Consider the following 12,940-nt stretch of genomic DNA (forward strand, 5'->3'; position numbering starts at 1 on the left):
TCTATTGGCCCTGCTGCTGGGCGTATTTACCGCAAAACCAGGTTGACCTGAGATCACCTGTCAGGTTGTGCGGATTCATTAGGACACTGTCATTCATGGATTCGAAGTTTGAATTGAAGTAATTGATATGGCAACCAGAACTCTGACACGCTGTTACCGTTTTCCTGACGTCGACTTCGAGCCTGACCTGCGTTTGCTGGTGTGGAAAGACAAGTCAGAAACGTCGCTGACTCAGCATGAATCCCGCCTGCTGGAAGTGCTGTGCTATTGTGCGGGGGAAGTGATCAGCGCTGAACCTTTGTATGAAAAAGCCTTCTCTCAAATCGACCCCTACGAAGATGCCAGCGGGCAACATTATGACATCAATGCTATTTTTCATTCACTGACGGATAAGCTCAATAGAGACGGCAAACTGGCAATTCCAATTGAAGTTTTGCCCCATTATGGATTCCGTGTGCCTCTACCGGACAAAACATGCCGGACGGTACATCAGAACCAGTTGAAGCCTAGCCTTCCGGCCCCGGAAGAAGATGTCCCGCCTCCTTACGAAGAAACCCCGACCGAAAAAATCGTGAAATACAGCGTCTGGCACAAAATCTCTGTGGCAATACTGACGCTGGCCGGGGTCGCCATGATCGTGGCCTCCACATTCTGATTTTGCAATCTAACTTCCATGGTCCGAGCAGGTCATTTTAGTGTGGTCTGCGTCACATTTATTTTGTATGATGAATGTGTGGATTCCTGATAGTGAATGGCTCATGGCGTATCTCCGTTCTTTCTTTGTCATCTTTATTTGCCTGATGTTGGGCAAAGGTATTCAGGCCCTGACTGGTCTGGCAATTCCCGGCAGTATCATCGGGATGTTAATCCTGTTTACTGCCTTGTCGATGGGTTTACTCCCCGCTCATTGGGCGATGAAAGGCTGCCACGTACTCATCAAGAACATGGCACTGCTTTTTGTACCTGTCGGTGTCGGACTGATGAATTATCTGGACCTGCTGACAGATAACACGCTAACTATTTTGCTCAGTACCCTAGGCAGCAGCCTGGTGGTATTTATGGTGATTGGCATTGCTACACACTATAAGGAAAAACAATGATCTGGCTTCTGACTACCGTTGTAGTGTTTTACACCGCACGGCTTATCTCCAAACGTCTACAGCACCCGATTGTTAACCCTTTACTGATTTGTCTGCTGGTGATTATTCCGCTTCTGATGTGGTTGCACGTACCGTATGAAACCTACTTTGAGCAGAACAAATGGATTAACGCCCTGCTGGAACCCGCAGTGGTCGCTCTGGCCTTTCCATTGTACGAGCAACTAAGCCAGATTCGCGCCAAATGGAAAGTCATTTTTTCCGTGTGTCTGGTTGGCAGCGTGTTATCCATGCTGACTGGGGCGGGTATTGCTTTCATGATGGGTGCCGACGCCCAGCTGACGGCATCGATTCTACCAAAATCCGTAACGACCCCCATCGCAATGGCGGTCGCCGATCAGATTGGCGGCGTGCCTGCTATCGCTGCAGTCATGGTCATTATCGCGGGCTTGTTTGGTGCTGTTCTGGGTTATCCGCTGTTTTCCCTTTTCGGCGTGAAAGCACCTATCGCCAAAGGACTGACCATGGGCACCGTGTCTCACGCGCTGGGCACGGCAAAGGCGGCAGAAGAAAATTATCAGGAAGGCGCATTCAGCTCGCTGGCACTGGTTATTTGCGGCGTCATGACATCAATTCTGGCGCCATTATTGTTCCCACTGCTCACAGCGGTGTTTCAATAGTGCTAATGTTTCTTAGCATATTTCTTTTTAGCGTTTTCTTAAGTGCACAGGCTCAATTGATTCACTAGGATCAGCCAAACTAAGAAACAGGTAAAATGAGTGGGTAATCGAATACAATCTCTAACTCACTGATAAATATTGCACTTTGAAAATTAACTTGTGTGAACTCACTCTCAATAATGAAAACAATGAAACAAACAAAACAATAACGTGATAAATATCACACAACAAAGTAAGAACACAGCCTACAATATTTCTCCATACACAAGACGGAGTGATAACTCATGCACACTAAAGTAATGGATGCTTTAGGCGCTTTACCCGCTGATTTAGCATCGGCCATCAAACCGATCGTGGAAGCGGATCATTTTGATGCAACTCTAAGCCCTGAGGTGTTTGCTCAGTTGCTGTCACAAACTCAGATGACAGACACTGAATTACGTGTTGCATTACTTCCGCTTGCCGCCGCTTATTCAATTACCCCCATTTCGCATTTCAATGTAGGCGCAATTGTGCGCGGTTTGTCCGGCACTTTGTACTTCGGCGCCAACATGGAATTTGTTGGTACCAGCCTGTCGCAAACGGTTCATGCTGAACAATCTGCTATCAGCCACGCCTGGGTAAAAGGTGAAACTGGCCTGCAGGACATTACCATCAACTACAGCCCTTGCGGTCACTGTCGCCAGTTCATGAACGAGCTGACGTCAGCGAAAGATCTGATTGTGCAACTGCCTGAGCGCGAGGCAAAAAATCTGCAGGAATATTTACCTGAATCGTTCGGCCCTGCCGACCTGAACATCACCGATGCCCTGCTGGCAACCGTTGATCACGGCATGCACACAGAAGCAACCGAAACACTGGTTCAGGCGGCCTGTCAGGCGGCAAACCGTGCCCACGCGCCATACACCAACAATTTCAGCGGTGTTGCGCTAAAAGCCAAAGACGGAAACGTTTTTGTGGGCATGTACGCAGAAAACGCAGCTTTTAACCCGAGTCTGCCTCCGCTGCAAGTCGCTATGATCAATATGAACATGGCTGGCTACCCGCTGGCTGATATAGAGGAAGTCGCTTTGGTTGAGAAATCGGACAGTACGATCAGCCACCTAGCTGATACCCAGACCACTCTGGAAGCGCTGAATCCCGACATTCCTCTGACTTACGTCGCGGTGTAATCCATCGTAAATACGTAAAAGTCATGCTTAAAATCAGAAAAACCGCCGTAATGGCGGTTTTTTTATACTTTTGTGTCAGCAACCAAAGAAAGCGGTTTCTTATCCTTCCTCTCGCGGGTATGATTTTTCAAGTTTTTCATTACCCTATCAATTTGAATGTCACACCAACATAATCCTATTCAGGGTGCCAGCTGGATGCTGATCGCCGGACTGGCTTTTGCCCTGGTTAACAGCCTGGCACAGTATGTCAGTATCAATTTCGGCATCCCTTCAACCACTGTCGCACTCATTCAGTACGCCATTGCTCTGGTCGCGATATTCCCTTGGCTTCGGACGCTCGGGCTTCGTCGTGCACTACGCACTCAGCATTTTGGCATGCACTGCCTGCGGGTTTTCCTCGCGGTAATAGGTATCCAGCTCTGGCTATGGGCGCTTGCCTATCCGGTTCCAATTTGGCAAGGCATTGCATTACTGATGACTTCACCGTTGTTTGCCACGATTGGTTCTGGGATCTTTCTGAAAGAAAAAGTCGGCACGGCGCGCTGGGTAGCTACCCTGACAGGTTTTCTGGGGGCGATGCTGATTCTTGAACCTTGGGCCGACGGCTTTAACTGGGCCAGCCTGTTACCGGTCGGTGCCGCGTTCTTCTGGGCCAGTTACTCCCTGATGGTGAAGAAGATGTCAGCGTATGATCCACCGGCCACTATGGTGGTGTATCTGCTGATTCTGATCACTCCCTTCAATATTTTTCTGGCTGTACCTGATTTCACAATGCCCGATACTGGTTTCAGCTGGTTGTTGCTGTTCGGAGCGGGTCTGATGACAGCACTGGCACAATGGGCTATCGCTAAAGCCTATGCGGTGGCAGATGCGTCGTTTGTGCAACCTTTTGACCATGCCAAATTGCCGTTGAATGTACTGGCAGGCTGGCTGGTCTTTGGCTGGGTGCCACCAGGACGCTTGTGGCTGGGCGCAGCCATTATAATTGCCTCGGTGGCGTTCATTACTCAGTGGGAGAATAAGAAAGCGGCGGGTCAACAGGCTGCAAAAGCATAACGCTGTCTGTCGGTCGCAGTTTGATTGCATCGCGCGCTGTCTCACTTTTCTTCCCCACCGTCTGCGGGTGTCAGTAAGGGTTTTAGAATCTATGGTTTCAGAAGCTGTAGTTTCAAAAGCTGTAGTTTCAGAAGCTGTAGTTTCATAGCCTAAGCTGACTCCCACAGACGACAGGGATTGTCTTAATCCCACGACAAGTCTCACTCTCTCACCGTCTAGACTCAGACCTAATGTCGTTTGCTGAACATTCTCTGTGAATCAAACCACTCTTGATCAGCAAACACAACGTAACACCCAACCCTTCTTTCCTCTGCCCGTATCTGCGAGGTCATTATGAAACGGTTCCGCACGCTGACTATCGCTTGTTTGTCCTGCTTCAGTTTGCTTTTGGCCGCCTCCGCCTTATCCGAAACCTTTATCACAATTGGTACCGGGGGCGTAACCGGCGTGTACTACCCGACAGGAGGCGCTATTTGTCGGCTGGTGAACAAAGACAGACCGGTACATGGCATTCGCTGCTCCGTCGAATCCACCGGTGGTTCAATCTATAACATCAACAGCATTCGTGCCGGTGAGCTGGATTTAGGTATCGCGCAATCTGACTGGCAGTATCACGCGTACAACGGTACCAGCATTTTTGCCGAGAAAGGCCCGTTCAAAGCGCTGAGATCTGTCTTCGCCCTTCACCCCGAACCCTTTACCGTGGTTGCCAGAGCAGATTCAGGGATTAAAACGTTTGCTGATTTGAAAGGAAAACGGGTCAATATCGGCAATCCCGGTTCAGGACAGCGTGGCACGATGGAAGTGTTAATGAAGGCCATGGGTTGGTCGCAGTCCGATTTCAGCCTGGTCGCTGAGTTAAAAGCGTCGGAACAGTCAAAGGCCCTTTGCGATAACAAAATCGATGCCATGGTGTATACCGTGGGGCACCCAAGCGGTGCCATTAAAGAAGCCACGACGGCCTGTCAGAGTGTGATTGTGGATGTTTCAGGGCCGGTGATCGACAAGCTGATAGCAGAGAATAATTTTTATCGGGTAGCCACCATTCCCGGCGGTATGTATCAGGGAAATCCAAAAGACGTGCATACGTTTGGTGTCGGGGCGACACTGATCTCTTCAGCATCAGTGGATAAGAACATCGTTTATCAGGTCGTGAAATCTGTTTTTTCAGACTTCGAGACGTTCAAGAAGCTTCATCCCGCGTTTACCCTGCTGAAGAAAGAAGAGATGATCAAAGACGGACTGACCGCTCCCCTCCATGACGGCGCGAAACAGTATTACATTGAAGCCGGGTTAATGAAGGAATAGCGACACAACTCGCTGTTTACGGTAAATCGGACTGCGCAGAAAAGCAGGATGTCAGTAGTCTGAAACCGATAAGCTGCATACCGGTAAACAGAATCCCGGTAAACAGAATACCGAAAACACAAGAAACAAGGGAATAGACATTCCACAGCACCCTCATTCTCTCCGAAACCGGAAAGAATGAGGATGGAACTCATGCGAAAGACTCTATAGAACCGGCTCGATTATACCTCAGAGTCAGTCGCATGAATCACGGATAACAGCTATCAAAAACGGTAACGAATACCCAGCGCGCCTTCAAGATCCGCATCAAAATCTTCAACCATGTACAGTGTCGGGCCCAGTTCACCGTAAATCTCGAAACGCTCGACCGGCACTTCAAAACCAACACCGGCACGTACGCCCAGTTTATTGTGTTTGTCGTCCACATACTGCCCGCCTACGAAGGTGTAGAAATTGTTCATAGACGGATCATTGGCCAGAGAACCCAGATTAAAGGTTTTATCTACCGCCACACCAAAGTCATCCACCCCCAGCGAGAAACGCAGATCGTGATGCTTGTACTGGACACCCGACATCGGGCTACCGAAGAAGGCACCAATAGACTGAGCCGCATGAGCCGACAGCGGCAGCGCCGCTAACAAACTTAAACCTAGAATTGCTTTTTTCATGATCCACTACTTTTTATTGCTGAATTTATGCTGGGTAATCTAGCCGCAAAAATGTCCTAATTCGAGGCCAGACCGGCAGGAATGACAGAACTTTTACAATTCTGCACACCGTTTTGCAGCTGCACTTTTCAGCATACGAACAGACAAATGCTCCTCGCCTGTAGCGTGTATCAACCATGTAGATGAAATACTCTCCGCTATTCCTGTCAAGCCATTTGACTGCATCACAACAAAATACAGCCGCCGCACCTTGCCATACTTTTATCGCCTAATCTGTTTTACCATTTCTTTATAAATCAAGGGGGGATAAACAACAAAGCAGGTATACAATCACACACGCAAACGTTTGCGTATTTCATATAATCCGGTATCATGCCGACTATTCACTGACACTCGGTAAGGATTTTCGATGATTGGTTCAGCTACCCGTTTAAACGCAACCCGTGTTCTTCTGCTTGGCTCTGGTGAGCTGGGGAAAGAAGTGGCGATTGAATGTCAGCGCCTCGGCCTTGAGGTTATCGCGGTTGACCGCTATGCAGATGCCCCGGCCATGCAAGTGGCTCACCGCAGCCATGTGATTGACATGCTTGATGGTGCCGCCCTAAAAGCGGTTATTGAGCAGGAAAAACCGCATTACGTGGTACCGGAAATCGAAGCCATTGCAACAGATATGCTGGTTGAACTGGAAGCGCAGGGACTGAACGTTGTTCCTACGGCCAACGCGACCAAACTGACCATGAACCGTGAAGGTATCCGCCGTCTGGCTGCCGAAGAGTTGGCTCTGCCAACCTCGCCGTACGCGTTCTGTGATCAGTTTGAAGAGTTCACTGCAGCCATTGAGCAAATAGGCATGCCTTGTGTGGTCAAGCCGATCATGAGCTCGTCAGGCAAAGGTCAGAGCGTGGTGAAAGCCGCGGCAGACATCGAGAAAGCCTGGCGCTATGCGCAAGAAGGCGGACGAGCAGGCGCTGGTCGGGTGATTGTCGAAGGCTTTGTCGATTTCGATTATGAAATCACCTTGCTGACAGTCCGTGCTGCAGATGGCGTGCATTTCTGTGCCCCTATCGGCCATCGTCAGGAAGACGGGGATTACCGCGAATCATGGCAGCCACAGCAAATGTCTGAAGCGGCGTTGCAAGCCGCTCAGGCAGCAGCAGAAAAAGTGGTGAACGCGCTGGGTGGATACGGTCTGTTTGGCGTTGAACTCTTCGTAAAAGGTGACAAAGTGCTGTTCAGCGAAGTATCGCCCCGCCCTCACGATACCGGGATGGTCACACTGATTTCCCAGGAGCTGTCAGAGTTTGCTCTGCATGTTCGTGCTTTCCTGGGACTGCCTATTCATTCGATTACACAATATGGCCCGAGTGCGTCAGCTGTGATTCTGGCTGAAGGCATCTCTGAGAACATTCGCTTTGATAACCTGGCAACGGCGTTGGCCCGTCCGAATACTCAGGTTCGTCTGTTTGCCAAACCGGATATTCATGGTCGACGTCGTTTGGGTGTGGCTCTGACCCGTCGTGACAGCATTGATGGTGCCGTCAATGATGCCGTAGCGACCGCTGCGGATGTAAAAGTGATCCTGTAACTCAACCTTACATCAAAACTGTGCCATAAAGGCCGCACTCGAAAAAGCAGGCATTACTAATCTGGCACTAAAGCCTGGTATTTTAGCTTGCATTGAGATCTAGGCATTAAAAAAGGAGCCCTCGGGCTCCTTTTTATGATTCTGATTCGCATGATTTTACGACGGGCTCATAACCAATTCGTGATTACACTTTCAGGTTATTTAGCCACTTACCACGTAATCCGTCTTTTATAACGAAATCAACCAGGCTTCTTCTGCAAACCGGCTCACCCCACGTTGGATACGCGGATGGTTCTCATCGCCTTCTTCGCGTGACAGATGACGGATCTGGTAGCCTTCGAACAAACGCTCCACTTCTTCCTTCGCCACAGAAAACGGAGGGCCGTCCATTTCATGCTGCGGGTAATCCACTGTAACCAGCAGAATACGGCCACCCGGTTTAACCAACGACAGCAGCTTTTCCACATACATCTGACGCATTGCTTCCGGCATCGCAATCAGTGCTGCACGGTCATACACCACATCAGTCGGTTCAATGCGCGTCGAGAAAAAGTCACCGCAGTAAATGGAAATTTCATCAAACTCATACAAACTCTGGCCATTACCCAGTGGCGTTACCAGCGGGGTATACAGGTGCTCAGAGAAGTAAGCGCGAACCGCAATCTCACTCAGTTCAATGCCAATTACCTGATTGTGTTTTTCCGCCAACCAGGTCATGTCCAGTGATTTACCGCACATCGGCACCAACACGACATCTTCGCGCATTGCCTTTACCTCCGGCCAGAAGCGTTCCAGCATTGGGTTGGTATCATTCTGGTGAAAACCGATGCGGTTTGCCGCCCAGCGGCTGTGCCAAAATTCTGCATCCATTGATTTCTTCTCATTTATTCAGGCTGACTGGCACGTTTATACCAAACTTCATCCACAATGGCTAACCGAGTGACATCACGCTGCATAAAAGAAAAACGCGATGCAACGCTTACATGACCCCAGCTCTTAGACCTTCTCAGCCGCATTCTGAGACCGTTTTAGCGACTCAGCCCCTGCATCCCACAGAGTCACGGCCAGAACGCCACCAGCATCGCTTCAGAGAGCACTTATCACACAACCACGCACCATTTCGGACAATAACCAACCATCCTGGTGAAATGACTGCGCTAAATGCCAGCCAACAAAAAAGGATGCCTGGGCATCCTTCTTCGCTAATGGAATTTTGCAAGGGCAAAAATCCATTAAAAATTATTTCTCAATTTTCTTTTATGAGAGTCATTGAATAATCGATGTTATCTATCGAATTAAGAAATTCGGAATAGCTTGATCGAGTCACGACGAACAGTTACGCCACGGAAAGTTACTGGCTCCAGCAGGGTCATCAGCTGCTTAGAAACGAAGAACTTGCCACCGTAGCTACGATCGCCACCACGATTTACCCAATCTGCAAATTCATCTGCCAAGCTGAACATAGAGTTTCCAACAAGCAGAACCAACACTTTTGCGACTTCACTGTCATTCTGTTTATTAAACTCCGCGTCGCGAACTTTCTTACGATATTCCTCGACGATTCTTTCTAGGCACTCAAATCTGCTCATATACACCACCATAAAAAAAGAGGTGCGGATACTACTGCTCAAACCCAACGAAATCAACCCATTCAGCATGCTTTCATGACAGAATTCCGTGAATTTTTCTTTCTATTAACATCGGCAACCCAAATTACGCGAAAAATTAAGATTTAGGTCAAATTATTACCGCCACTTTAAAGTTATATTTTACATATAAGTTTAAAGCAATGACGTCGAAGGTGAGTCATGACTAACCAGGCCCCCTCCCCTGTACCATCCCCGGTTTTGCTGGGCAGTCTCGATACCGAATTAAAAACCATTCAAGCTATGGTGAAAATCTATTGCCGGGATCACCACGGGCCAACGCTGTGCGATAGCTGTCGCGACTTTTTACACTATGCCCACACCCGCTTGGATCGCTGTCCTTACGGTGAAAATAAGCCAACTTGCCGAATATGCCCGATCCACTGCTACAAAGCCGATTACAAAGCCCTGTCTCGCACAATAATGCGCTACTCTGGTCCGCGAATGTTGCTTCGCCACCCTATCCTGGCAATCCGCCACCTGATTGCGGAAAAAAGGCCGGTGCCAGAAAAACCGCAAGACAAAGCCTCTAATCGCCACAAACGCAAAGCACTGGAAGCGGAAAACACCAGAAACCAGAAACCAGAAACCAGAAACCAGAAACCAGAAACCAGAAAAGATAATCACACGCAGTAATCCGGCGCCGACTAGCGATTAGCCGCCAATCGCGTAAAAATCGACAACAACAAAAAAGGGTCACCCTCGGATGACCCTTTTGTTTGTTGTGAATCAGCAGCGTTTATCGGTAGTAATCAACGACCTGAATTTTGGTCGGTGAGTCATTCGCCACCAGCGCCATCGAGAAACGATTACCACCCAGCATTTGCACCGTCGAACCTTGCGAACCGGTAACACTCACCCCTTCAATTTTGTCAAAGCTACGTGTTTCGCTGTAATGCATATTCACAGTCAGTGTAATGTCTTTGTTGGATGACAGCTCAAACTGACAAATACCGGTCACGCAGTACACATTCAATTGCTCGTCCTGATACTGCATGGTTTGTACGTCTTTTACCGGGTTTGCTGTGATCTGCAATTTCTCACCACATCCGGCAAGCAGCATTGTCAGGGCACTCACAGCGACCAACGCCTTTAAGTACTTCACGAATTTTCCCTCAAAAGATAACAACTTGCCTCCAGTATACCTCAATCGCATTTGGATGCGGTCAGATAATCCGTACAGATACACCTAGTATTTATACGTGATTACAAAACAAGACACACAGTCTCAGCCTTGTCTTTCCTACACTCATCATGACTGTTTTTCTGGGCAGTCACTATTAGGACACCAAAAGGATACCCTCATGAAAACAATGAGCTACCGGCACACGCCCGATGTTCGGGGCGTGAGGATAACTATTGTTCAGCATATGGTTCTGCGTATGGCGATGTGGATGATGAATAGCTTAACTCAACGCATGATCTGGGGGCTGCTGTTATTACCTTTTGTGGTACTGGCGCAGCACCCGACGGGGAATGAAAAATGGCTGCATCCCCATAAACCTACCTCACAGGCTGAGATTGATGCCCAAATGCCGTTTTACCCCTCCCGCGCCAGCACCGGCGGGATGGATCTCAAACCCGAAATGTTTGAAGACCCGCAAGTCTGTAAAGGCTGCCATCAGGAGATTTACCGACAGTGGAGCCAGTCGGTAATGGCAAATTCCTGGGATGACCCTATCTATCAGGCGCTCTTTAAACGAGCCAGCGAAGCCACCAAGGGTGAGATCGATAATTTCTGTATCGCCTGTCACAGCCCAATCGGGATGACCAGTATGAAAGCGACCTCCGCCATGATAGGCAGTGATCAGACACTTCCGGGCGTGAACTGTGAGGTATGCCATAACATTTCTGAACTGTCAGGGCACGACAACGCCGCTTACGTCTTAACCCCCAATCGGGCAATGCACGTAAAACTGGGGCCAAGAACCGATGCCGAATCGCCGTACCACAAAACCGAATTCTCTGATTTACACACCCGCTCCGAATTCTGCTCCGTTTGCCACAATGTCACCCACCCGATGAACAGCACCCCGATTGAACGCACCTACGATGAGTGGCAGGAAAGTGTGTATAACGAGCAAGGAGTCCAGTGTCAGGATTGCCACATGACTCCAGGGCCGGGTACGTCAGACAACCCGGGTAAATCCGCCATCATGGGAAAAGATCGCAAGCACATTTACTCACATGATTTTTCCGGCGGTAACTCGACGTTACTGGAGCACCTGGGCCATTCGGAAAGTGCTCAGTTGTCCCGGGACATGCTGCGCTCTGCCGCAACCATTGAGTTCATGAACTTGCCGAGCCATGTTATTCCGGGCGAACCGGTAACTATTAAGGTCAAAGTGACTAACACCGGTGCCGGACACAAATTGCCAACCGGCTTCCCGGAAGGCCGTGAAGTTTGGATCGATTTCAGTGCTAGTCACGACAAAAACCGTCCGCTGTATCGCTCTGGTGCTGTCGTTAACGGCGAAACAGAGGCCGGAACCCGTAACTTTAAAGTCTGGCTGGGAGACAAAAACGGCGACATTGTGGATCTGAACGTCTGGGAAGTTGACCGGGTTCTGGCAGATAACCGGATCCCCCCCAAAGGCTTTGCCATTGTCGATTACACGTTTGTGGTCCCTGAGGACAGCAAAGGCAAGCTGACCCTTGCTGCCAGTCTGAAATACTGGCCTTTCTCTCAGCATTTGGTCGACGAACTATTGGGCGCAGGCAAAATGAAAGTGGATATCGTGGAGATGACGGCGGCAACCACAACACTGGCTGTCAAAAATGAGCCTTTGCCAAGTCTGATTGCTCAGGATAGCCACCATTAACTTTATTGATTGCTTTCATTCACTTAGCAATCAGCACGGCATAACGCTTAATGATAAAACTTGGTAACTAAGAATAAGCTGAGTAGCTAAGAATAAGCCGGGCAACGAAAAAGGATACTTAGTTATCACTGTCTTTAAGCCCAGCGTCCTTCGCATTTGCCCCGTGTCCCCTGAGTAATGGGGCAAATGCGTAGCTGGTCCAGCCAGGCAGTTAAAACTAAAGACATTCAAAGCTTATGCCTTCAGTTCCTTACTGGCTATTGTTGTTAACCAGCCATTCGTCACGGGTAATGCGATACAGGCAATGGCGTTTTACAGCATTAGGTTTATCCAATAAACGGGGGTGGTCAAAATCCTGCCCCGTGTTGCTCATACCAATTTTTTCCATCACCTTTTGCGAAGGAATATTTTCCAGCGTGGTAAACGCATACACTGCGTCGGCGATGTTTTGTTCGAATGCAAAACGCAAGGCTTCCCGAGCAGCTTCCGACGCATACCCATTCAACCAGTGAGATTTGGCCAGACGCCAGCCAATTTCCACAAAGGGCGTATTGGGAATAGCAACGCCTTCTTCCTGAAAATGCAGACCGACAAAGCCGATAAACTCACCGGTTTCTTTGAGCTCTGCTGCCCAGAATCCCCAGCCGCGCTGGCTAATCAGCCCCTGAATTCGGCTGGCCCCTGCATCGCTTTCTTCCCGGCTCAGCGGAGCGGGAAAATAACGCATCACCTCTGGGTCTGCGGTCATCTCAGCAAAAACCGGCAGGTCTTCAGCCTTCCAGCTTCGAAGTCGTAATCGTTTAGTTTCCAGTTCAAAAATTCGCTGCGTCATAATCAGTCCTGATGCCAAAATGTGGTGAAGTGAATGGCTCATCCCTCTTACTCATCCCTACGATGGGAGAAATT

General features: G+C 49.2%; 14 protein-coding genes. 9 read left to right on the plus strand and 5 right to left on the minus strand.

All coding sequences use genetic code 11. The features are described from left to right. Positions 1-127 precede the first annotated feature (127 nt). From C9I92_RS00305 to C9I92_RS00330, 6 genes are all read left to right on the plus strand, one after another. Positions 128-655, plus strand: coding sequence for a hypothetical protein (locus C9I92_RS00305; protein ID WP_053061916.1), 528 nt, complete (start codon positions 128-130; stop codon positions 653-655). Between the two features lie 103 nt (positions 656-758). Further along, a complete protein-coding gene (locus tag C9I92_RS00310; RefSeq protein WP_047886676.1) occupies positions 759-1,100 on the plus strand; it encodes a CidA/LrgA family protein in 342 nt (113 codons plus the stop codon). Beyond that, a complete protein-coding gene (locus tag C9I92_RS00315; RefSeq protein WP_047886675.1) occupies positions 1,097-1,777 on the plus strand; it encodes a CidB/LrgB family autolysis modulator in 681 nt (226 codons plus the stop codon). Before C9I92_RS00310 ends, C9I92_RS00315 begins: the two co-directional genes overlap by 4 nt. Positions 1,778-2,061: 284 nt before the next feature. Continuing rightward, positions 2,062-2,949 (plus strand): cytidine deaminase, encoded by an 888-nt coding sequence (gene cdd / locus C9I92_RS00320; protein ID WP_047886674.1) that lies wholly within the window; start codon positions 2,062-2,064, stop codon positions 2,947-2,949. Between the two features lie 156 nt (positions 2,950-3,105). Then, entirely contained in the window at positions 3,106-4,005 is a 900-nt protein-coding gene (locus C9I92_RS00325; protein ID WP_047886673.1) for a DMT family transporter, read from the plus strand. A gap of 333 nt (positions 4,006-4,338) precedes the next feature. Beyond that, positions 4,339-5,313 (plus strand): TAXI family TRAP transporter solute-binding subunit, encoded by a 975-nt coding sequence (locus C9I92_RS00330; protein WP_047886672.1) that lies wholly within the window; start codon positions 4,339-4,341, stop codon positions 5,311-5,313. Positions 5,314-5,576: 263 nt separating this feature from the next. Here the strand turns inward: C9I92_RS00330 and C9I92_RS00335 are convergent, their stop codons facing one another. After that, a complete protein-coding gene (locus tag C9I92_RS00335) occupies positions 5,577-5,981 on the minus strand; it encodes a hypothetical protein (protein WP_047886671.1) in 405 nt (134 codons plus the stop codon). Between the two features lie 409 nt (positions 5,982-6,390). On the opposite strand from C9I92_RS00335, the gene purT reads away from it, so the two are divergent. Then, complete coding sequence (purT, locus tag C9I92_RS00340; protein WP_047886670.1) at positions 6,391-7,566, plus strand: formate-dependent phosphoribosylglycinamide formyltransferase; 1,176 nt, start codon at positions 6,391-6,393, stop codon at positions 7,564-7,566. Between the two features lie 228 nt (positions 7,567-7,794). Here the strand turns inward: purT and C9I92_RS00345 are convergent, their stop codons facing one another. Further along, positions 7,795-8,436: a thiopurine S-methyltransferase gene (locus tag C9I92_RS00345; protein WP_047886669.1), complete on the minus strand. Its 642-nt coding sequence runs from the start codon at positions 8,434-8,436 to the stop codon at positions 7,795-7,797. Positions 8,437-8,861: 425 nt separating this feature from the next. Beyond that, positions 8,862-9,155, minus strand: a complete 294-nt coding sequence (locus C9I92_RS00350) for a hypothetical protein (RefSeq protein WP_039461086.1) — start codon at positions 9,153-9,155, stop codon at positions 8,862-8,864. Positions 9,156-9,374: 219 nt separating this feature from the next. On the opposite strand from C9I92_RS00350, the gene C9I92_RS00355 reads away from it, so the two are divergent. Further along, a complete protein-coding gene (locus tag C9I92_RS00355) occupies positions 9,375-9,848 on the plus strand; it encodes a nitrous oxide-stimulated promoter family protein (RefSeq protein ID WP_047886668.1) in 474 nt (157 codons plus the stop codon). Between the two features lie 103 nt (positions 9,849-9,951). On the opposite strand, the gene C9I92_RS00360 is transcribed toward C9I92_RS00355, so the two are convergent. Then, on the minus strand, positions 9,952-10,317 hold the full coding sequence (locus tag C9I92_RS00360; RefSeq protein WP_053061915.1) for a hypothetical protein: 366 nt from the start codon (positions 10,315-10,317) through the stop codon (positions 9,952-9,954). Between the two features lie 199 nt (positions 10,318-10,516). On the opposite strand from C9I92_RS00360, the gene C9I92_RS00365 reads away from it, so the two are divergent. Then, a complete protein-coding gene (locus C9I92_RS00365; RefSeq protein WP_242551805.1) occupies positions 10,517-12,034 on the plus strand; it encodes a multiheme c-type cytochrome in 1,518 nt (505 codons plus the stop codon). A gap of 250 nt (positions 12,035-12,284) precedes the next feature. Here the strand turns inward: C9I92_RS00365 and C9I92_RS00370 are convergent, their stop codons facing one another. Continuing rightward, a complete protein-coding gene (locus C9I92_RS00370) occupies positions 12,285-12,866 on the minus strand; it encodes a GNAT family N-acetyltransferase (RefSeq protein ID WP_047886735.1) in 582 nt (193 codons plus the stop codon). Positions 12,867-12,940: the final 74 nt, after the last annotated feature.

Origin of the sequence: Photobacterium ganghwense (assembly GCF_003025595.1) — a bacterium.
Classification (GTDB): Bacteria; Pseudomonadota; Gammaproteobacteria; order Enterobacterales; family Vibrionaceae; genus Photobacterium; species Photobacterium ganghwense.